Origin of the sequence: Chitinophaga pollutisoli, assembly GCF_038396755.1 — a bacterium.
GTDB classification, from domain to species: Bacteria; Bacteroidota; Bacteroidia; order Chitinophagales; family Chitinophagaceae; genus Chitinophaga; species Chitinophaga pollutisoli.
The window spans coordinates 3579021-3601095 of sequence record NZ_CP149822.1 but is presented as its reverse complement, the minus strand read 5'-3'; the positions used below and the strand labels follow the sequence as shown (position 1 = coordinate 3601095).

The 22075-nt window shown below is 52.0% G+C and carries 12 protein-coding genes; 6 read left to right on the top strand and 6 right to left on the bottom strand.

The window, feature by feature from the left end; translation table 11 throughout:
- Nucleotides 1-73: 73 nt before the first annotated feature.
- Together WJU16_RS15025 and rbfA are read right to left on the bottom strand one after the other, a co-directional pair.
- On the bottom strand, nt 74-1303 hold the full coding sequence (locus WJU16_RS15025) for an FtsX-like permease family protein (protein WP_341834307.1): 1230 nt from the start codon (nt 1301-1303) through the stop codon (nt 74-76).
- Between the two features lie 16 nt (nt 1304-1319).
- The gene (gene rbfA, locus WJU16_RS15020; protein WP_341834306.1) at nt 1320-1688 is read right to left on the bottom strand and encodes a 30S ribosome-binding factor RbfA; all 369 of its coding nucleotides are present in this window, start codon (nt 1686-1688) and stop codon (nt 1320-1322) included.
- A gap of 169 nt (nt 1689-1857) precedes the next feature.
- On the opposite strand from rbfA, the gene WJU16_RS15015 reads away from it, so the two are divergent.
- A complete protein-coding gene (locus WJU16_RS15015) occupies nt 1858-3399 on the top strand; it encodes a glycosyltransferase (RefSeq protein WP_341834305.1) in 1542 nt (513 codons plus the stop codon).
- A gap of 1595 nt (nt 3400-4994) precedes the next feature.
- On the opposite strand, the gene ileS is transcribed toward WJU16_RS15015, so the two are convergent.
- A complete protein-coding gene (ileS, locus tag WJU16_RS15010) occupies nt 4995-9422 on the bottom strand; it encodes an isoleucine--tRNA ligase (protein WP_341834304.1) in 4428 nt (1475 codons plus the stop codon).
- Nucleotides 9423-9649: 227 nt separating this feature from the next.
- Here ileS and WJU16_RS15005 point away from each other — a divergent pair, with 227 nt between their 5' ends.
- A complete protein-coding gene (locus WJU16_RS15005) occupies nt 9650-10117 on the top strand; it encodes a hypothetical protein (protein WP_341834303.1) in 468 nt (155 codons plus the stop codon).
- 735 nt (nt 10118-10852) lie between these two features.
- On the opposite strand, the gene WJU16_RS15000 is transcribed toward WJU16_RS15005, so the two are convergent.
- Nucleotides 10853-11782, bottom strand: a complete 930-nt coding sequence (locus WJU16_RS15000; RefSeq protein ID WP_341834302.1) for an AraC family transcriptional regulator — start codon at nt 11780-11782, stop codon at nt 10853-10855.
- A gap of 116 nt (nt 11783-11898) precedes the next feature.
- Between WJU16_RS15000 and WJU16_RS14995 the strand changes: the two genes are divergently transcribed.
- The 3 genes from WJU16_RS14995 to WJU16_RS14985 all read left to right on the top strand — a co-directional run bounded on the left by WJU16_RS14995 (nt 11899) and on the right by WJU16_RS14985 (nt 16371).
- The gene (locus WJU16_RS14995; RefSeq protein ID WP_341834301.1) at nt 11899-13569 is read left to right on the top strand and encodes a hypothetical protein; all 1671 of its coding nucleotides are present in this window, start codon (nt 11899-11901) and stop codon (nt 13567-13569) included.
- 121 nt (nt 13570-13690) lie between these two features.
- On the top strand, nt 13691-15670 hold the full coding sequence (gene gyrB, locus WJU16_RS14990; protein ID WP_341834300.1) for a DNA topoisomerase (ATP-hydrolyzing) subunit B: 1980 nt from the start codon (nt 13691-13693) through the stop codon (nt 15668-15670).
- 179 nt (nt 15671-15849) lie between these two features.
- Nucleotides 15850-16371, top strand: coding sequence for a hypothetical protein (locus WJU16_RS14985; RefSeq protein WP_341834299.1), 522 nt, complete (start codon nt 15850-15852; stop codon nt 16369-16371).
- 226 nt (nt 16372-16597) lie between these two features.
- On the opposite strand, the gene WJU16_RS14980 is transcribed toward WJU16_RS14985, so the two are convergent.
- On the bottom strand, nt 16598-17287 hold the full coding sequence (locus WJU16_RS14980; protein WP_341834298.1) for an SIMPL domain-containing protein: 690 nt from the start codon (nt 17285-17287) through the stop codon (nt 16598-16600).
- Nucleotides 17288-17472: 185 nt separating this feature from the next.
- Nucleotides 17473-20844, bottom strand: a complete 3372-nt coding sequence (gene mfd, locus WJU16_RS14975) for a transcription-repair coupling factor (protein ID WP_341834297.1) — start codon at nt 20842-20844, stop codon at nt 17473-17475.
- 439 nt (nt 20845-21283) lie between these two features.
- Here mfd and WJU16_RS14970 point away from each other — a divergent pair, with 439 nt between their 5' ends.
- Nucleotides 21284-22009 (top strand): FAD-binding oxidoreductase, encoded by a 726-nt coding sequence (locus tag WJU16_RS14970; protein WP_341834296.1) that lies wholly within the window; start codon nt 21284-21286, stop codon nt 22007-22009.
- Nucleotides 22010-22075: the final 66 nt, after the last annotated feature.

The window sequence follows — 22075 nt, the reverse complement described above, 5'->3', positions numbered from 1 at the left end:
GCGTACTATCCGGTACGCTTTTTTTATGGCCTGTAATGGCATAAAATGGTGTTGAAAAACGAAAGAAGACAAATCACGTCGCCTTGAGGGCGATCGCCTGCCGCGCGGCCCGGTGTGCCGGGTACCAGCTGGCCAGGGTCCCGATAATGATAATCGTGATGGCCACCAGGATGAAGTCGTTCAGGTGCATTTCCACCGGGAAAGCCTCGATGAGGAAGGTGCCCCCGCCCAGCTTGATCAGTCCGAAATGTTGTTGCACCAGGCAGATGATGATCGCCAGGACAAACCCCACGATACTGCCGGCGCCGGCGATCAGCAGGCCTTCGGCCAAAAAGATCCTGCGGATGGTGGCGCTCCTGGCGCCCATGGCTTTGAGTATGGTAATGTCTTTCTGCTTTTCGATCACCAGCATCGACAGCGAACCGATCATATTGAAAGCCGCGATCACCAGGATAAAACTCAGGAAAACGTAAGTCACCCATTTCTCGACCTGCATGACGTTGTAAATGGTGGCATGCTGCTGCATGCGGGTCTGCACTTTCACCCCCTCTCCCAGCAGCGCTTCCAGTGCCCGTTGCACTTTCCTTTCTCCTGCGCCGGGTTGCAGCGCCACTTCGATGGCAGATGCCTCGCCGGGCGCCATGTCGAGCATCTGGCGGATGAACCGGATGTCCACCAACAAATATTTACTGTCGAATTCCTGCTGTATCGCGAAAGCGCCCGCTGGGTACGCCGAGCTGGAAACCACCGACTGGTCGGGCGCCAGCGGGTTGAAAGCCGCTTCATCGCGGCGGGGCATATATATCGTTACCGGGACGCGGCTTTTTTCCACATCGATCCCCAGCGCCATTTCGACGCCCAGCCCCAGCACGGCCAGCGGCCCCGTTTCATCCTTCAGCGCATATTCACCGCTCACGATCTTGTCCTGCACATGCGCCACTTTGGTGAACTGTGCATCCACGCCTTTGATGACAGCGATGGTTTGTTTCGTGCCATTGCGTACCACGGCCTTTTCTTCCACGGTGGAGGAAATAGTCGCCACACCGGGCACGGCAGCGATCTGCCGCAGCTGATCGGGTGTAAGGATGAAGGTTTTACCGCTATCGGGAATGATGCGGAGGTCGGGATAGAAAGAGGAGTACAGGGATTTTACGAGCCCTGTAAACCCGTTGAAAACGCTCAGAACGGTGATGAGGGCCGCGGTGCCTACCGCGATGGCGCCCACACTTACCCAGGCGATGATATTGATCGCCGTGGTGGATTTTCGGGCCCGGAAATATCGTGTAGCGAACTGCCAGATCATGCGGAGGTACGCGGGATTAGGGTTTCTGCTGTTTGTCGTCGTTGATCTTTTTGAACAACTCTTCCATTTTGAATACATGGTCGAGCGTATCATCGAGGAAGAAGGTGAGCTCCGGCACACGGCGCAGTTGTTTGCCCACACGGTTGCCCAGATCGCGGCGGATCTCGCCCATGCGCTCATTCATCTTCGCCAGCATTTCCACCGGCGCCTTGATCTGGAACATGCTCAGGTAAACACGCGCCTCCAGCAAATCGGGTGTCATCTTAACAGACGAAATGGAAATCATCCCCCCTTCTGTCACATTAAAACCCATGCGGTTGAAAATATCGCTGAGTTCTTCCTGCACCAGCTGTCCTACCTGCTTTTGTCTTTTAGTTTCTTGCATATATACACCGTTTAAGCTGAACAATCCATGTTCCTAAAGCGTGAAGTAACGTAAAATTAGCCTTTTTTACTGGTACTCGCGCGGGGCGCCCGGCTATTATGGTATCATTTTTGGGGCAAGAGGCTGCCAAAAGGCACTGTAATTGTTCACAAAAACATTATTGACGCCTATGATTTCCATAGTGATTCCCGTGCTCAACGAGGGCGCAACCATCCGACAGGTCATCAAGACCATAAAAAAGACATCCCGGCCTATCGAAATTATCGTAGTCGACGACAACTCCACCGATAACACTGTAGATGAAGCACTCAAGGAAAGGGTGCGCGTCATTACCAGCAGCCAGCGCGGAAAAGGGATTTCCATGCGCGAAGGAATGATGGCGGCCAAACACGACATCATCATGTATGTGGATGGCGACATCCTCACCTATCCCGACGCGCTGGTGGAACTTTTAACCGATGCGATCGTGAGCGGCGAAGCCGATTTCACGAAATCATATTTCGAAAGGCAGGCAGGACGTGTGACCCAGCTGGTCGCCAAACCGCTGTTGAGCATTCTATTCCCCGAACTCGCGCATTTCAACCAGCCTTTGAGCGGGATGATCGCCGCGCGGAGGCACATGCTGCAACAAGTGCATTTCGAAAACGATTACGGCGTGGATATCGGCTTGTTGATAGACATGCACCTCATGGGCGCAAAGATCCGTGAAGTCAATATCGGCCGGCTGGAAAACGCGATGCAGACCTGGGAACAGCTCAGCAAGATGAGCCGCGAAGTGAGCAGAACCATTCTCAAAAAAGCGGAAAGCATCCCGCAGCAGAACCTGGAAACACTGGGTAACATCAATATCATCCGCGAGCAGATGGAGTATTCGATCCTTGAGTCGATCGACAAGCTGCAAAAGATGGTGATCTTCAATCTGGACGAAACCATCTTCCGCGAGAACTACCTGTATACCGCCGCCGTGGCCTTCGGTCAGGAAGAGGCGCTGGTGCAGATCCTGCAGCATTATTCTGATCCGCTTTCGGTGCTCACGCGCAGTGCGGCCCTGTTCCAGGGAAGGAACCTGGCGGAACTGCTGGAGGTGGCCGATGGTATTCCTGTTACGCCGGACATTCGTCATGTGATCCGCGAACTGAAGCGGCGCGGTTACATCTGCGGACTGATCACCGACGGTTTCGAATGTGTGGCCAACCATATGAAAAACAAGCTGGGGGCTGATTTCGCGTTTGCCAACAGGATGCATCTCGTACACAGCGTGGCTACCGGCGAGATTACAGTTCCCGATTACTTCCTGACGGGCAAGAACGGCAATGCGCAATATTGCAAGAGCAATATCCTGCGGTATATTTCAGAGAAGTATCATATCCAGTCGCAAAATATTATTTATGTCGGCAATGGTGAAACGGACGCGGAGCTTCTGCAGGACGCGGGCATTGGCGTGGCGTACCATCCCCAATATGTGGAGGCGGCCACGGTGTCCGACAAGGTGATTGAAGACAACTGCATGGCGCCTTTGCTTGACATTGCGCAGGCGAGTCCGGAGAAGGTGCGCAAGCGTTGGCCAACGAAGAGTCAGGCGGTGAATATCGGGTTGGGGGGATTGGCTGCTATTGCAACGGCGGGACTTGTATATCTCGCGGCGCGGCAGGTGAGCAAAGCATTCCGGAGTTCCGACGATTGCGACAAGAAATCGCTGAAACCCGCGTAGTCAAAGCATTTATGGTATATATACCGAAAGCTCCTTCGAAATAACGAAGGAGCTTTTTTTATTTCTCCGGATTTCGGAGATATTCTCTTCTAGCACCGAGATATTCTCACCCTTTTTCTCAGGTTACATTTTTTATACGGCTTAGCTTCGCTTTGTTGATTTTGATGATACCTTATCATCATTCATTACATGGGATTATGCTTTGGGAGGCCGTGTTCTCGCGGCCTCAAATTCATAACCAGCCAACGTTCTTTAAAGGCATCACATGCCGGGATTTATAGAAACATGAAAGAAGGGCCGTTCTTTTGGATGGCCCTTTTGATTCTTTCCGTAATGTATACCCTATGTGTGTGCTGCTCTGTTATATTAGTGCCAAATGCTTGTTGACTGAATGTTTCACTATTTCCATTCAACTGGTAAGCCTACAGGATAGTTGGAGAAATGAAACATGATTAAGCCGATGGAAAAAACAGGAGTCAAACTTTGCTATCGGATAGTACTTCAAATAGCATGCTCAGGAATCCCTGATAATAGTGCGGCATGGCGTATAGGTGAATGCAATCACACAATCCTCCCGGAATGGGGGCATAAGTGAACTAACAAGTATTCCTTGATAGTTGTGACGTAATGTCAATACAATAGCCGGATTGACAATGTTGCACTTGAACATGATGTTCAAACGAGTTATAGGAAATGAACTATCAAGTATTCCTTGATAGTTGCGACGTAATGTCAATTCGATAGCCGATTGAGGATGCGGCTGCTGAACATCGCTGTTCATTCGGTTATAGAAATTGAACTATCAAGTACTCCTTGATAGTTGCGATTTAATGTCATCTGATAGCCGGGTTGAAGATTCGGCTACTGAACATCGCTGTGCATTCGGTTGTAGAAAATGAACTGTCAAGTATTCCTTACTAGTTGCGATATAATGTCAATTGATAGCCGGGTTAAAGATTCGGCAAGTGAACATCGCTGTGCATTCGGATTGCGGAAATTGAACTGTCAAGCATACCTTGACAGTTGCGACGTAATGTCAATTCGATAGCCGGATTGAGGACGCGGCTACAGAACATCGCTGTGCATTCAGGTTGTAGAAAATGAACTGTCAAGGAATCCTTGACAGTTGCGACGCAAAGCAATGTGCCCACTGTTGGGTGATTTGACCACTAATCATTGCCACAATGAAGGATTAATAAATCTGAACTTATCAGTATTCCTTGATGATTGCACGAGCAAATGGAAACGTTATCAATAGTGTAAAATCTTGTGAATCGTAGATATGAGTACGGACATGCGTTTTGAACTATTAAGTTTTACTTAATAGTTCGCATTGCGATTTAAGAAAATGAGCCTGTTAACTGTGGAAATTCTCCATCAAAATGATAACCGTCGGGAACGAAATTACATACGGGTTCAGCGTGGAACGGGAAGTTAGGTAATCGGCGAATTGCAGGTATGGCGCTGAAGTGGTGCCAATTGCATCGCTGGGAAGTAAAATAGTGTTTTGGTTGTTTGTCGCTGCTTCGAATTTGCAGCGGCATTAAAAAAGGCCGTCCATGCGGACGGCCTTCCCAATATTTTCGGCTTGACGGTTATTTGCTTTTGGCGAGTTTCGCTTCGATGCTGAGGGTCGCGTGCGGCACTGCTTTCAGGCGGGCTTTTTCGATGAGCTTGCCGGTTTCGCGGCAGATGCCGTAAGTTTTGTTTTCGATACGCACGAGTGCTTTCTCGAGGTGGTCGATAAACTGAATCTGTCGGCTGGCCATCTGGTTAAGCTGCTCGCGTTCCTGGGAACCGGAGCCATCTTCCATGCTCATGTATTTGTTTTCGGTATCATCGGTGCCGGCTTCGTCTTTCCGGGTGATAAGGCCCTGGAGGAACACCAGTTCTTTCTTGGCGGCTTCCAGTTTCTTGAGGATGATTTCCTTGAATTCCTGCAACTCGGGATCGCTGTAGCGATATATCGGACCAGTCGGGGCCTCGGGTTGATCGAGCACCGATTTGGTGAATTCCGGCACATATGCCACCGGTTTGGCGGAGGAAGAACGGGAGCTTCCAGCGGAGCGGGAACTTGTTTTTCCTGCAGGTTTCTCAGCAACCCGTTTCACAGGTTCTTCTGCTTTGGCCTTTTTAACCGGCTCTTTTTCTGATTTTTCCTGTTTGCTCTTTGCCATTATATCTACTTTTTCTACGGGTTTAGCAATAATCGGCCCATTCTGCGCCACCGGGGTTTTGGCCGCCGGCGCTTTCTTGGTTTTGGGTGCGGGTACCGGCACCGCTTTCACAGTTACGGCCTTCACCGATTTTTTTACGGGAGCTTTCGCCACCACAGCGGGCTTCTTCGCGACAGGGGCTGCCTTAACAGCCGTCTTCTTCACGGGAGCCGCCGCTTTTTTTGCAATTGCAGCCGGCTTTTTCGCCGGTACGGCTTTCTTGGAAGAGGTTGCCTTCACTGCTGGTTTCTTGGCTGCTGCTTTCTTCGGAGCGGGTTTTACAACTTTAGCCGCGGGCTTCTTCGCTGCCGCTTTCTTAGGTGCAGCAACCGGCTTCTTCTTGGCGGGCGCTGCCTTGGCCGCTGCCTTCTTCGGCGCTGCCGCTTTCTTCGCTACCGCTTTCTTCGCTACCGCTTTCTTCGCAGGAGCCGCCTTCTGAGTAGTCTTACCAGCAACCTTCTTCTTTGTTGCCATGGGATTAGCTTTTTTGTTAACTAATACGTTGAATTTAAATTCGTTAACTTCTACCTCCGTTCCTTCCTGCAATTGCGGCACTATTTCCAGGCTATCTGCCAAAATTTCCGTGCAAATATAGTCATTAAAGTTCATTAACGCCGATTTCAGGGACGGAACGTCCGGTACTTTCACGGCGATACGGTCAGTTAAGTCAAAACCACTGTCCTTCCGTATCTTCTGAATGCGGTTCACCAGCTCTCTTGCATTGCCCTCGTCCAATAATTCAGGTGAAATGGTTATATCCAGGGCCACGGTTAACATACCTTTATTGGCTACTGTCCAGCCCGGAATATCTTCCGAAATAATGTCAACATCTGTCAAAACAATCAGAACAGGTTCATTATCAATTGTCAAGCCAAATTCCCCGGACTTCTCCAATGTTGCGATGTCGTGCTGCGTCATCCCGCCAATCGCGGCCGCCACAGCCTTCATTTTCGCCCCCATCCTGGTACCCAGGGACTTGAAGTTCGGCTTAATCTTTTTCTTGATAAACCCTTCCGTTTCCGTAAGATACTCAATTGTTTTTACATTCACTTCACTTTTTATCAGGTGCTCAACAAGGGTAATCTGATCCCGCATATGGGGGTCCGTAACCGGAATGAGGATTTTCTGCAACGGCTGCCGCACCTTTATGTTGGTCTTTTTCCGCAGGCTCAGCACCAGCGACGAAATATCCTGCGCCAGTTGCATCCTTTCCTCCAGTTCCGTATCCACCGCCCCTTCGTTCACTTCCGGGAAAGTCGAGAGGTGTACCGACGTTTCCGCACGCAAACCGCTGACACTGTTCAAATTACGGTACAGCCAGTCGGAGAAGAACGGAGAAACCGGCGCCATCAGCTGCGACACCTTTTCCAGGCACTCATACAGCGTCTGGAAAGCGCTGATCTTGTCATGCCCATACTCCCCTTTCCAGAAACGGCGGCGGCAAAGCCTTACATACCAGTTACTTAAATGCTCGTCCACGAATTCCTGCACCGCACGGCCCGCCTGGGTGGGCTCATATTCGTCCATATTACCCGTCACCTGCTTCACCAGCGAGTTCAACACCGAAATGATCCAACGGTCGATCTCGGGGCGCTCCTCCAACGGGATATACTTTTCCTGGAACCGGAAACCGTCGAGGTTGGCGTACATCGCGAAGAAGTTATAAGTATTGTACAGGGTACCGAACAGCTTGCGCTGCACTTCCTTGATACCCTCCACATTGAATTTCATATTGTCCCACGGCGATGCATTGGTAATCATGTACCATCGGGTGGCATCTGCGCCATATTGGTCGATGGTCTGGAACGGATCCACCACATTACCCAGGCGCTTGCTCATCTTATTGCCGTCTTTATCCAGCACCAAACCATTGGAAACCACTGTCTTATACGCCACATTATCAAACAGCATCACGCCCAGCGCATGAAGGGTGTAAAACCACCCGCGCGTCTGGTCCACGCCTTCAGCGATAAAATCCGCCGGGAAAGCCTGCCCCTTATCGATATTCTCTTTGTTCTCAAATGGATAATGCCACTGCGCATAAGGCATCGCGCCCGAATCGAACCATACGTCCACCAGGTCGGGCTCGCGGCGCATAGGCTTGCCGGTAGGGCTCACGAGGATGATCTCATCCACATAAGGCTTATGCAGGTCCAGGATGCCATCGTGCAGGTATGCCTTATTCACATCGCCGCCCAGCACTTCATTGGCTTTGCGGATACCTTCGTTCAGCTCCGCGATGGAGCCAATACAGATTTCCTCGGACCCGTCTTCGGTCCGCCAGATCGGCAGCGGCGTGCCCCAGTAACGGCTGCGGCTCAGGTTCCAGTCCACCATGTTCTCCAGCCACTGGCCGAAACGGCCGGTGCCGGTAGCGGCGGGCTTCCACTGGATGGTCTTGTTCAGCTCCACCATGCGGTCTTTCAGCGCGGTGGTGCGGATAAACCACGCGTCCAGCGGGTAGTACAGCACCGGTTTGTCGGTCCGCCAGCAATGGGGATAGGTGTGTTCGTATTTTTCGACGCGAAAGGCGCGGTTTTCTTTCTTGAGTTTTACGGCGATGTCTACGTCGACATCTTTATAATCCGTTTCGTTCTTGTAGTTTTTCACGTAGCGGCCGGAGAATTCGCCGACGCTGTCGGTGAATTTGCCCTGGCGGTCGACCAGCGTGAGGATGCCGATGCCGTATTTTTTACCGACGCGGTTATCGTCCGCACCGAATGCGGGTGCGGTGTGTACGATTCCGGTACCGTCTTCGGTGGTTACGAAATCGCCGAGAAGAACGCGGAAGGGGTCTCCTTCTTCGGGTTGCGCGAAAGGCAACAGTTGCTCGTACCGGATATTTTCGAGTTGGCGGCCTTTGAAGTTGGCTACAACGGTCCAGGGGATGATTTTATCTTCCGGCTTCCAGGCGGCGAAGTCGCCGTTTTCGCCATCGGCTTTGAAGTATTTGCCGGCGAGATCTTTGGCCACCACTACATGCACGGGGAGGTGGGTGTAGGGGTTGAAGGTTTTGATGAGTTGATAGTCGATATTTTCGCCGACGGTGAGCCCGAGGTTGGACGGGAGGGTCCAGGGTGTGGTGGTCCAGGCGAGGAAAAACACTTCTTCCCCGGCGCCGGCGGCGTCGAAGAGGAATTGGGATTTGTCGGAGGCGATGGCTTTGAACATGGCCACGACGGTGGTGTCTTTCACATCTTTATAGGTGCCGGGCTGGTTCAGTTCATGGGAGCTGAGGCCGGTGCCAGCGGCGGGGGAATAGGGCTGGATGGAGACGCTTTTATAGAGCAGGCCTTTTTTATAGAGCTGCTGCATGCACCACCAGAGGGATTCGATGTAATCGTTTTCGAAAGTGATGTAGGGGCGCTGGAGGTCGACCCAATAGCCCATTTTACGGGTGAGGTCTTCCCAGCGGTCTTTATATTTCAGTACTTCCTTGCGGCAGGTTTCGTTGTATTCGGCGATGGAGATTTTCTTCCCGATGTCTTCCTTGGTGATGCCGAGGGCTTTTTCGACGCCGAGTTCTACGGGGAGGCCGTGGGTATCCCATCCGCTTTTGCGTTTCACCTGGTAGCCTTTCATGGTTTTGTAGCGGCATACGAGGTCTTTCAGGGCGCGGGAGATCACGTGGTGGATACCGGGGAGGCCGTTGGCGCTGGGGGGGCCTTCATAGAATACGAAGGGGATGGCGCCGTCGCGGTTGGAGACGCTTTTTTCGAAGATCTGGTGCTGTTCCCATTCCTTCCTGATTTCCTGTTCTATCTGCGGTAAATTCAGCTGGTTATATTCCTGGTATTTGCTGGACATAATCTATACCCCACCTGGTTGTTAATGAAAGAAAATTAAAATTCTGCGAAGTTACGAAAATAGCCGGAGGATTCCCTGTGGGCCTGCCATTCATAAAAAATAATGGATTTTAAAAAAAATGCGGGCGAAATTGGGTAATTTACAATAAACTGTACTTACTTTGCGTTTTTGGCAAGGTTTTGGTACTGAAAGAGAAGACCGTATAACAGAGAAAAACCATATCTTTTATGAAAAGAGTAACGTTACTTCTTTGCGCTGCTATCTTCACTTCCAGCATAGCGTTTTCGCAACAGAAATCCACCAAAAAATCAAAGACTACAGCTAAGAAAGTAGAAGCTCCGGCTCCTGTAAAGGCTGCATTCGAACAAAACGCCCAATATGCGGGCACTACGGATGCCGCCTGGACCAAGACCGCCAGCGGCAACTGGATCGCATCTTTCGACAGGGAGGGCATCAAGACCGCAGTAGAGTATAATGCCGAAGGCACATGGGTGGCCACCAGGAGCGAATACCTCAATGGCGCCGTACCCGAAACAGTTTTGGAAACTTTGAAGAACAAATATCCGTCTGCCGTTGTTAAAGAAGGGTGGAAAATCGAAAGAGCGGATGTTGCCTCTTATTACAAAGTAAGCATCGATGAAAATGGTGCTGCCAAAACAGTACTACTGAACGATGCTGGCACTATTGTTGATTAGTAGTACTCACAACACATAATTAAGTATTTCATAGGTATAGGGATAAATAGGACAGACCCTGCTCTTTTGGGCGGGGTTTTTCTTTTCCTCCAAACGCCCGTCCTGCAGCATATCTCCTTCAAGTTCAAATTAATTCCCCTTTCCAGCCATCCAACTCCCTCTACCCCGCTCCAACCGCCAATCCTGTCATTTTAACAATTATTATTTCCGGATCGTGGCGCATCAGCTGTAGATCAAATTACACGAGAGTCGAATTTTTACCGCACCCTTCCACAACGCCCCCCGCAATATCGTCAGGACTCCGCATTGCATAAATGAAAATCCTACATCCGCCGCAGCAAATTCGCAGTCACCGAAACGAATATTTTAGATGCCGGACATGGAGGAGATAGTCCTCGAAAACGGAAATCGCAAATGGCGGAGGGAACAAGGCGGGTTATCATGAACGGCGCGGAGCAATAAGAAAAGCCGTCACAGAAAAGTAACGGCTTTATGCAAATTACGGTGGAAAAACTTACGGATCGCAGCGCCCGCTCTTTGTCGTGAGTGGTGTTTGATAAGGCGCCGCTTCAATGGCTTTACTAACCGCAAGCCTTCCCGATTAAGGTCAAATCTGATAAGGAAGCTTATGAGGAAATCAGATGGATATCCGGTTTCGTTTTACAAAGATGCAACGATCTTCATAAAAGGAATTATCGAATCGGGAAAAGAAATGATCGTAGCGGGAAAAACGCCTTACCGAAGCAGTAACTCACAGGGTTTCAGGCCTGTATGTTTTTTAAATGCGGTAGAGAAATGCGAAATGCAGGAATACCCCATCATCATGGCCACCTCAGAAACGGACATCCCCTTTTCATACAGGAGACCGCGGGCCTTTTCCATTCTTTCTTTCTGGAAATAATCGTAGATGGTAGTGCCGTACATGGCTTTGAATCCTTTCTTAAGGTAACATTCGTTCATCGCCACCTTGCGCGCCAGTTCACGGATCGTGATCGGCGCATCCAGCTGCTCCAGAAGAATGGAGCGCGCGCGCTCAATCTTCGAGCGGTCTTCCATCTGCGTGAGGAAGCGGCAGCCATAACGCTCTTCCGTGTCGTTTTGGATGAACTGGTCGGAACTGAAGAGCAGCAGCTCGAGGGATTTACTCTGTAAAAAGATGTTTTTCAACACCCCTTCATAGTTATGATGCACCATCTGCTCCAACACCGATTTGGATTTGGTGCAGGGCTGGATGGTTTTCATGAAAGGTTTGCGGGATTGCAGCTCGAAAAGCGTACTGTTCGTATTGCTCTTCTGTAAAGACTGGATGAACCCGGGATGGAAACGTACCGTAATCAGATCGATCGACGGCAGCTTGTCGCTGCTGCACTCCGCCGCCTTATGCCCTTCCACGCAAACGCGGTCGTTGCAATTCGGCTTGCGGCAGTATTTATTGCCCGCCACGCAATACCGCAGCTCGATGGCCGCGCTCTTGCCGCGCTTGGCAGGCTGGTAAACGACCATCGCCACATCTTCCACAGGAAGCGGGCGATCGTACACATACCGTTGCAAAGTATAATCCAGGCAATCGGGCACGGCCACCGTTTCGGTTACCGCCAGCTCCAGCTGATCGCTCATCGCGGGCTGGGCCATCGCCAATTGTAATATTTCCTGTATTTCTTTCATGTGAAGCCGGACAAAAGTAACGAATCATTGTTATTATCGCATCACCCTGACAAAGTCCTTACAATTGTCAGACGTTCTGCCGGAATTGGTATAAATTTAGCAACAGTTGGTTACGCATGAAAAAATCCTGGAAAATCATCTTTATTGCAGCCGGCGCGCTCATCGGCATTCTCGCCATCGGCGGCTGGTACCTGAGCGTACACTGGAAGAAGCTGCTCGACGCGGAATTGCGGAAATATGTGGCCGAAGGGTCCGACTCCCTCTACACGCTCGCCTACGGCAAGATCAACCTCAACCTGCTGACCGGCAGCGTGGCCATCGACAACGTCGCCTTCCTCCCCGATTCGGCGGTATACGAAAGGCTGCTGGCCGAACAGCGCGCCCCGGAAGTGCTGTACAACGCCAAACTGGGCCGGATACAGGTTACAGGGCTGAAAATCTGGCGGTATTTCCTGGATAAGGAAGTCGATGCCACCTCGTTCCGCCTCCGCGACCCCGAACTCACCATCGTCCACGACATGCGCGCCAACGACACCACGCCCAAACGGAGTTTCTACGAAACCATGTCCACCAATATCAAGCATTTCCGGATCGGAGAGATAGAACTGGCCAATACCAGCCTGCTTTTCACGCAGATCCGGAAAGACAGCAGCCGTAAAATCACGAAACTCGGTAATCTCGACGTGGTGCTACGAAATCTCGCCATCGACTCCATCACCCAAAACGACCTTACCCGCGTGCTCTATGCCCAGGATTTCAGGGTGGACCTCAAGAAATGGGAGTACCGGACGCCCGACAGCCTTTACTGGCTCCGGGTTAATAATATATCCTACAACGCCGTGGCGCGGCAGATATCCATTGGCCGGCTGGAGCTGGATCCCCGGTACAGCAAAGCCCAGTTCGACAAGGTAATCGACACGCAGAAAGATCGTTTTCATTTGGTTTTCAATAACATAGTAGCGGATGGCATCCATCTCGGGCACATCCTGCAGCAACAAGCCATCATCCGCAAAGCGAGTATCGACGGCGGGGAATTGCACGTTTACCGCAACCGCGGGCTCCCCATGCCGCCGGGCGACAAATACGGCCAGTTTCCCAACCAGCTGCTGATGAAACTGGAAATGCCCCTGCGGATCGATACGCTGAAGGCACAGGGCGTTGCCGTCAGCTATTCGGAAGTGAACCCGAAAAACGGGCAAACCGGCAAGATAGAGTTCCAGAACGCCGGGGGTACTTTCCGCAACATCACGAACCTCGACTCTCTCGTGAAGCAGAACCCCCATTGCACGGTGGACCTCCACGCCATCCTCATGCGTTCCGGCAAACTGAAAGCGCATTTCGATTTCGCCCTGGGCAGCGCCGCGGGGGCCTTTGCCGTGAGCGGCAAACTCAACGATATGGACGGCAGGGAGATGAACCCCGCCACGAGGCCCCTGGGCGAGGTGGCGATCCGGTCGATCCGGATTCAGGAGCTGGATTTCAACATCAAAGGCCATGAGCGGGCCGCGTCCGGTACGGTGACCCTCCGGTACGACGACCTTAAAATCGAAGTGCTGAAAGACGTTGAGGCCAAGGGTAAAAAGCGGAAAAAAGGGCTGGTGAGCCTCCTCGCCAACCTGATGGCCCTTCATAATGAGAACCCCTCCCCCGGCCAGCCGCTCCGGGTGGCCCATCCCCGGTTTACCCGCGACCCTCAAAAGTCGTTCTTCAACCTGGTCTGGAAAACCATCTTCACCGGGATCAAGGAATCGGTACTGACCGACATCGGATCGAACGCGCTGGGCTAACCTTTCCACAGGCTGTCCACACCCCTCAAATTATCCTTGTTTTTCATGGAATTCAGCCTGATTTTCCGTATTTTTGCGAGATATCTAACGGATTTGTTCAAAAAAGATTTTCAGCTAAAATATGAGTGAAGAATTAGTGCAAGCACCCCCTGCTAACAACAACTATGGGGCCGATAACATTCAGGTACTGGAAGGGCTCGAAGCGGTTCGCAAACGCCCGGCCATGTATATCGGGGATATCGGGACCAAAGGCCTTCACCACCTGGTGTATGAAGTGGTGGATAACTCCATCGACGAGGCCCTGGCAGGATATTGCAAGAACATTGAAGTAACCATCTGTGAAGACAACTCCATCCGCGTGAAGGACGACGGCCGTGGCATCCCCACGGGCATGCACCAGAAAGAGAAGCGCTCCGCCCTCGAAGTGGTGATGACCGTACTGCACGCCGGCGGTAAATTCGATAAAAACACCTATAAAGTGTCCGGCGGTTTGCATGGGGTGGGCGTTTCCTGCGTGAACGCGCTCAGCGATCCCCTGCACGTTACGGTACACCGCGAAGGCAAGATCTTCGAACAGGAATACAGAATGGGGCATCCCCAGTATTCCGTGCGCGAGATCGGCGAAAGCGACATCACCGGCACTATCGTTCACTTCAAACCGGACGGCACCATCTTCAACGATACGGTATATAACCGCGAAACCCTCGCAGGCCGCCTCCGCGAGCTCGCCTTCCTCAACCGCCGCATCCGCATCACGCTGAACGACGAGCGCGAGAAAGACGAAAACGGCAATATCTTCAGCGAAACCTTCTACAGCGAAGGTGGTATCGTGGAATTCGTGCAGCTGATCGACAAGAACGGCCGCCGCAATCCGCTGCTCCCCGATCCGATCTACATCGAAACGCATGATGCCAACGCCAATGTGGCCGTGGAAGTGGCGATGGTGTATAACGATTCTTTCAACGAGCACATCTTCTCCTACGTTAATAATATCAATACCATTGAAGGCGGTACGCACGTAGCCGGCTTCCGCAGGGCTATCACCCGCGTGTTCAAGTCGTATGGCGACAAGAACAAGCTGTTTGAAAAGTCGAAAGTGGAAGTAACGGGCGACGACTTCCGGGAGGGCCTTTCCTGCATCGTGAGCGTGAAAGTTCCCGAGCCGCAGTTCGAAGGCCAGACCAAAACCAAGCTCGGCAACTCCGACGTGATGGGTATCGTGGACAGCGCCGTAGCCAACGTGCTCGACGCTTACCTCGAAGAACATCCCAAGGAAGCCAAGCAGATCATCAATAAAGTGGTATTGGCCGCGCAGGCCCGCGAGGCTGCCCGCAAGGCCCGCCAGATGGTACAGCGCAAGAGCGTGATGACCGGCAGCGGACTCCCCGGCAAACTGGCCGACTGCTCCGACAACGATCCCAAGAAATGCGAGCTCTTCCTCGTCGAAGGTGACTCGGCAGGTGGTACGGCCAAACAGGGCCGTAACCGGAACTTCCAGGCCATCCTGCCGCTGCGTGGTAAAATCCTCAACGTGGAAAAAGCCCTCGAGCATAAAATCTACGAGAACGAAGAGATCAAAAATATCTTTACCGCCCTCGGCGTTACCATCGGTACCCCCGAAGACGATAAAGCCCTCAATCTCAGCAAGCTCCGTTACCACAAGCTGATCATCATGACGGATGCGGACGTGGACGGCAGCCACATCGCCACGCTCATCCTCACCTTCGTTTTCCGCTACATGCGCGAAATGGTGGAGCAAGGTTACGTATATCTCGCCCAGCCCCCGCTGTACCTCGTGAAAAAAGGCAAGGAATTCCAATATGCCTGGAACGACGAACAGCGCAAGGCAGCCGTTACACGGCTGGCAGGCGGCGGGAAGGAAGACAGCGTAACCATCCAGCGGTATAAAGGTCTCGGTGAGATGAACGCCGAACAGCTCTGGGACACCACCATGGACCCGGATGTTCGCACGCTCAAACAAGTGTCTATCGACAACATGTTTGAAGCCGACCGCGTATTTACGATGCTCATGGGCGACGAGGTTCCCCCGCGCCGCGAGTTCATCGAATCGCACGCCAAATACGCAAGAATCGACGCGTAATCCGCTCGATACAAATAGCTTACAGCCAGCGGCCGCTCCCGGATTCCAGGAGCGGCCGCTTCGTTTTCCCCATACTCCCCCAAGCAACCCGCAATTTCATTCATAATTAATATTTATAATTTGTATTTAAATTGTATATTGCAGCCGCTAGCATCACCTGTACCAAGAAACGTATACCTATGAAAATCGCAAGCATACTGCCGGCATTGGGCCTGGTGGCGGCTATCTGCCTGACCGCCTGCAAGAAGAAAGATATTTTCGAGGACAACCGCAGCCAGGGACATATGTCCATGAAGCTCGACGGGCAAACGATCTCCGTTTCCAAACAACTGACCGGCAGCTATTACGACACCCTCAACGACCCTTTGAGCCACCTCATCGTCAGCGGGCTCACGGCAGACAACCAGCTGATGACCATCAACGTCGCCTTTCCCCTGAAGGAATTGAAGCCCGGCACTTACAGGCTCAACGATTTCGGATATAACACCATCGGCTGGATGCGCCGCCTCAGCGACGAATCCGGCTATTACGCCGATGAGAAAAAATATGGCGCCGATGCCATTATCGTACTCGAATCCATCAGCGAGACCAAAGCGAAAGGTACCTTCAGCGGCATACTCGTGCACGATGTAGACGCAGATCTGACCAAAACCGTTACCGAGGGACAATTCGAAGTATCGGTCATCAAATACACGAAATAATTCATTGAAAAACCATCGCAACATAATTCCGTCCTATTTATCCCAACTTACCTGACTTCGGCAAGAGGCCGTTAGTAGCAAAATAGACTGAAAAGACAGTTAAAAACGACAGTAGAATCAGACAACGTCATACGCCTTCAGGCGTCAGTGACAAACCATCAAGACATGAAAAGGGCTACCGGTTACGACCGGCAGCCCTTTTTCGTTTGCTGTAATTATTCGTTTGTTATTTGATCCCGAACACGGCGCGTACTTCCGCGCGGATCTTGATCGTTTTGAAATCGATGTTGGAATCGGGCGCACCGCCTGCTGCGTCGTAAGCGGCAGCTTTGCGTACCATCATATTCGCCAATTCGGGACGAACATCGCTGTACTGGTCGGTGTTGAACTCCTGGATCTCGATCACGCCGCCCAGCTTTTCGTCGATGGCTTCCACCAGGTATTCGGCTTTGGCTTTAGCTGCTTTCAGCGCGGAGATTTTCACCTGCTTGCGGTATTCTTCCATTTTGCTGCTGCTGAAGGAAGCGATGTTCGCGCTTTCGATACCTTCCTCGTCTACCGCGCCAAGGATGCTGTTGATTTTATCCAGGCGGGCGAGTTTCAGGCGGTATTGTTTGCGGGCCATGAAGTCAGGCGTATCTTTTTTCTTTTTCCACCACTGGTCGTAGTTGTAACCGAATACGTTGGCGATGGTAAAATCAGCCTTCGGGATGCCTGCTGCCTCTACGGCTTTCTGCAGCTTCTGTTCCAGCTCGGCGATCGTCACTTTCTGCGTTTTGTTTTTCATGTATTCGCGCAGGGTGATGTTGAAGTAAATCTCATCGGGCGTGATTTCCAGTTCTGCACTGCCGTTTACTTCGATCTTCTTTACCGGGGGCTTGGTGTCGGTGGTTTGTGCGAAAGAAGTTGCTGTCATAACAAGGGCCATTAAAAGTACGGTTAATCTTTTCATTGCTTTCAGTTTTAAATTCACCAGCAGGATGCGGGGTATGGAGGTGTTTCCATATGCCGTTGCCGGCTTTAACTTTTCTTTAAGTTTTAAGTCAGGTAAATGTTTTGTGTCGCCGGTGTAACGATTCAAACAAATATATGTTACAAAAGTTAATTGCGCGCGTCGGTCATTTTCCGGAGGAAGTCGTGCAGCTTGGTCATGGAGTCGATACGGTCCACAATCAGCATGAAGTTTTTGCCTACCTGTTTCAGCCTCGCGTTGTTGGTGCGGGTTTGAATGTAATGCAGGATATGCTGGAAGGTGGGCGATTCGAAATAGGGGCTGTCGGGGTTGTTGATGAAATAACAGCGGAGGGTTTCTTCTTTCAATATCATTTTTTCGAAGCCCAGCGCGATCGCCATCCAGCGGCAGCGGATGGTGGTGTAGAGGTCCAGCACGGGATCGGGTGCGGCGCCGAAGCGGTCTTCCAGCCCGGCGGCGAATTCCTGTAGTTTGGACTCCTGCGTAATATTGTCGAGCTCCTGGTAAAGGTTCAGCCTTTCCTGGATGCTTTCGATGTACGTGTCGGGGATGAGGATTTCCAGGTCGGTATCGATCGTACAATCGGATATGTAATCTTTCTTCTCCTCCAGCTGATCTTTGAACAGGTCTTTGAAATCGGTTTGTTTCAGTTCGCGGATGGCTTCGTCGAGAATCTTCTGGTACATATCGAAACCGATCTCCGTGATGAACCCGCTTTGTTCTCCGCCCAGGAGGTTACCGGCCCCGCGGATATCGAGGTCGCGCATGGCGATCTGGAAGCCGGAGCCCAGTTCGCTGTGCTGTTCCAGCGTTTGCAGGCGCTTGCGGCTGTCGGCCGGGAGCGTGCTCATCGGCGGCGCCATCAGGTAACAAAACGCTTTTTTATTGCTTCTGCCCACACGCCCGCGCAGCTGGTGCAGATCGCTCAGGCCAAAGTGATGGGCGTTGTTGATGATAATGGTATTGGCGTTGGAAATATCCACCCCACTTTCCACGATATTGGTGCACACCAGTACGTCGTACTTGCGGTCGATGAAATCGAGGATCACTTCTTCCAGCTTATGCCCTTCCAGCTGGCCATGCGCGGTGGCGATGCTCAGGTCAGGGCATAATTCCTGGATGAGGCCCGCCATTTCACGGAGGCCGTGCACCCGGTTGTGGATGAAATACACCTGCCCGCCGCGCTCCGTTTCATAATAGATCGCATCGCGGATTTGTTCCTTGTCGAACACCAGCACTTCAGTCTCGATGGGCTGGCGGTTGGGCGGCGGCGTGTTGATGATGGACAAGTCGCGGGCGCCCATGAGCGAGAACTGCAGCGTTCTGGGGATAGGCGTGGCCGTTAGCGTGAGTGTATCCACGTTCACCTTCATCGTCTTCAGCTTTTCCTTCGCCGTTACGCCGAATTTCTGCTCTTCGTCGACGATCATCACGCCAAGATCCTTAAACTTCACTTCCTTACCCAACAGGGAATGCGTGCCGATGATGATATCGATTTTCCCTTCGGCAAGTTTCTGCAGGGTTTCTTTTTTCTGTTTGGCGGATTTGAACCGGTTGATGTAATCCACCGTGCAGGGGAAATCCTTCAACCGCTCGGAGAATGTTTTCCAGTGCTGAAATGCCAGGATGGTAGTCGGCACCAGTACAGCGGCCTGCTTGCCATCCACAACGGTTTTGAACGCGGCGCGGACGGCCACTTCCGTTTTGCCGAAACCTACGTCGCCGCAAACGAGGCGGTCCATCGGCGAAGGGGATTCCATGTCCCGCTTCACGTCGGAGGTGGCTTTGGACTGGTCGGGCGTGTCTTCGTAAATAAACGACGCTTCCAGTTCTGTTTGGAGGTAAGTATCGGGCGTATGCTGGAAGCCTTGCTGGGCCTTGCGCGCAGCGTACAGCTTGATGAGGTCTTTGGCGATGTCCTTTACTTCGGTTTTCGCTTTCTCCTTCAGCTTTTCCCACGCGTCGCTGCCGAGCTTGTTGACTTTCGGGGTAACGCCTTCTTTACCGGTGTATTTGCTGATCTTGTGCAGTGAGTTGATATTCACATACAGCAGATCGTTGTTTTTATAGATGATACGGATCGCTTCCTGCATCTTCCCGCCCACTTCGATTTTCTGCAAGCCGCTGTAAACGCCCACGCCATGATCGATGTGGGTCACGAAGTCGCCGGATTGCAGTTCCTGCAGGGTTTTGAGGGTGATGGCCTTGTTCTTGTTATAGGCCTGTTTCACTTTGTACTTATGGAAGCGCTGGAAGATCTGGTGATCGGTATAGCAGGCGATCTTCAGTCCCGCATCCACGAACCCGGCGCTGATGGGCACAGGGATGGGATAGAAGAGAAAATCGGCCTTGAGGTCTTCGAAGATGCTCCGGAGCCTTTCGAGCTGCCGCGGGTTTTCCGCGAAGATGAACAACGCCGTTTTGGCGGCGTTCTGTGCCGAGAGGTCTTTGATCAGCAGGTCGAACTGACGGTTGAACACAGGCTGCTCCACTGTTTTGAAGGATATTTCTTCCACCCCTGCCGGCACTTTCTCAAAATTGAAATGTTGCCCGAACACGACGCAATGCTTTTGCAGCAGCTGATTCATGATCACATCCGCCTTTTCGAAATCCGCTTCGTATAGCTGGATAGCCTCGTCGTCAGACACGTCTGTGGCGCGGCCGGTTTGCAGCCAGTCGTCGAGCCGCTGCTCCATTTGTCCCATCACGCCCTGCACGTAGGAAGGGTCTTTGATCCATACGATGGTGTTGGCGGGAAGGAAATCAGGCAGCGACATTTTATCGCCGGACGACACGCGGGTGTCCATATTGGCGATCAGGTTGACCTGCATGAGCTTCCTTTCGGAAAGTTGTGTTTCGGGATCGAAGAGGCGGATGGAATCCACCTCGTCGCCGAACAGCTCGAAGCGGTAGGGCTTGTCGTTCCCGAAGGAATATATATCCAGGATACCGCCGCGGACGGCGTATTGCCCGGGTTCGTATACAAAGTCGGCATGTTCAAAGCCCCATTCCACCAGTTTAGCCAGCAGCTCATCCACTTTGAGGTTTTCACCTACTTTGACGGAGATCATGTTGGTATTGTAGGTGGTGTTGCCGGCCACTTTTTCGAAGAGGGCTTCGGGATAGGTGACGAGCACTTTCTTGTGGGGCTGGGGGCCGGTGAGCTTCATGAGCGCCTCGGTGCGCAGCATGCTGTGGCTGCTGTTGAGGTCGGAGAATACGCCGGTTTTCTTGAACGAGTCGGGGAAGTAGAATATGTCCAGCGCCTGGGAAAGATGTTCCAGGTCGTTATGGAAATAGGCGGCTTCTTCTTTGTCGTTCAGGATGAATACATGGTTGGCCTCGGAGGCGTTGCGGAGGGCGGTAGCCACGAAAGCGGCGGCGCTGCCGGTGAGGCCCGTGAGGTGGAAATAACGGGGCGCGGGCATGAGGGTCCCGTCCGCCAGTGATTTCAGGCGGTAATCTCGCTCAAACAATTGTAATACTCCCTGCAAATTCATGAAGGCTGCAAAGATAAGGCATTTTCAACTTTCGTGCCGGACAGTATGGTCCATCCGGGGAGGCAACTGCCAGGCATGCTATAAGTTAAGGCAAATATTACTTACGGGTCAGTTACCCTTGAGATACGGTTGAGATACCCCTTTATAGGGTGGCTCAACCGTATCTGAACGATGGCTCAAGGGTATCTCAAGGGTATCTCAACCCTACTTAAACGCAGTACCAGACTGGCATTGAAGCCATTGATCGGTAAAGCAACCTGTTTTCCAGGCTCACACAAGCCTTTCAGGCAAAGGGTTTCCGGTGAATCTGGCGTCTTACCAGGAAGCGGTGCCCCGGCGGGAGGAAGTAAGGAGCAGACCGGGGAAAGAGCGTCTCAAACCAGAAAAAAGCGTAAATTATGGGTATTGGCTTTACTCATCTTACAAAATTATTCTATACATGCTCGAACAATGGTACACCGGCGTGGTGACGAAGATTGTGAATGAGACGTATAACACCAGGAGATTTTGGATCCACATACCCGAGAAGGAAGCATTTCATTTTAAGGCCGGGCAGTTCGTAACGCTGGACCTGCCGATCCACGAGAAGAAGAACAAGCGATGGCGGAGTTATTCCATCGCCTCCCACCCCAACGGTTCATCCGACATAGAACTGGTGATCGTGTTACTGGACGGGGGCGCAGGGACCACCTACATTTTCAACGAAATCAAGGAAGGCAGCGAGTTGATTCTCCGCGGACCGCTGGGGAATTTCATCCTCCCCGAAACGATGGACAGGGATATTTTCCTCATTTGTACCGGCACGGGCATCGCGCCGTTCCGGTCGATGGCGAAGTTCCTGCACAAGAACCAGATCGCCCATCCCAACATCCACCTGATCTACGGATCGCGGTACGAGAAGGATATTTTGTATAAAGACGAGATGCGCGCCCTTGCGGCCGAGATGCCCGGCTTCCACTACCACCCCACCCTTTCGCGGGAGGATAGCCCCGACTGGACGGGCCACCGGGGCTATGTGCACAACGTTTACGAAGACCTCCTTTCCGACCGCCGCCCCGCGCATTTCTTCCTCTGCGGCTGGAAAGTGATGATCGACGAGGCGAAGCAACGCATCCAGGCCATGGGCTACGACCGGCACGACATCCACCTGGAGTTGTACGGTTAACGGTAATTATTGATAATGGAAGCTTATAGTATGAAAAAAGGGCTGTCTGAGTTATTTCGGATAGCC

Excerpts from the sequence above, each read along its gene's own strand:
- WJU16_RS14970 (WP_341834296.1), top strand. The coding sequence starts at position 21,284 with ATGCTCGAACAATGGTACACCGGCGTGGTGACGAAGATTGTGAATGAG.
- WJU16_RS15000 (WP_341834302.1), bottom strand. The coding sequence starts at position 11,782 with ATGAAAGAAATACAGGAAATATTACAATTGGCGATGGCCCAGCCCGCG.
- WJU16_RS15005 (WP_341834303.1), top strand. The coding sequence starts at position 9,650 with ATGAAAAGAGTAACGTTACTTCTTTGCGCTGCTATCTTCACTTCCAGC.
- WJU16_RS15015 (WP_341834305.1), top strand. The coding sequence starts at position 1,858 with ATGATTTCCATAGTGATTCCCGTGCTCAACGAGGGCGCAACCATCCGA.
- ileS (WP_341834304.1), bottom strand. The coding sequence starts at position 9,422 with ATGTCCAGCAAATACCAGGAATATAACCAGCTGAATTTACCGCAGATA.
- WJU16_RS14995 (WP_341834301.1), top strand. The coding sequence starts at position 11,899 with ATGAAAAAATCCTGGAAAATCATCTTTATTGCAGCCGGCGCGCTCATC.
- mfd (WP_341834297.1), bottom strand. The coding sequence starts at position 20,844 with ATGAATTTGCAGGGAGTATTACAATTGTTTGAGCGAGATTACCGCCTG.
- WJU16_RS14980 (WP_341834298.1), bottom strand. The coding sequence starts at position 17,287 with ATGACAGCAACTTCTTTCGCACAAACCACCGACACCAAGCCCCCGGTA.
- WJU16_RS15025 (WP_341834307.1), bottom strand. The coding sequence starts at position 1,303 with ATGATCTGGCAGTTCGCTACACGATATTTCCGGGCCCGAAAATCCACC.
- rbfA (WP_341834306.1), bottom strand. The coding sequence starts at position 1,688 with ATGCAAGAAACTAAAAGACAAAAGCAGGTAGGACAGCTGGTGCAGGAA.
- gyrB (WP_341834300.1), top strand. The coding sequence starts at position 13,691 with ATGAGTGAAGAATTAGTGCAAGCACCCCCTGCTAACAACAACTATGGG.
- WJU16_RS14985 (WP_341834299.1), top strand. The coding sequence starts at position 15,850 with ATGAAAATCGCAAGCATACTGCCGGCATTGGGCCTGGTGGCGGCTATC.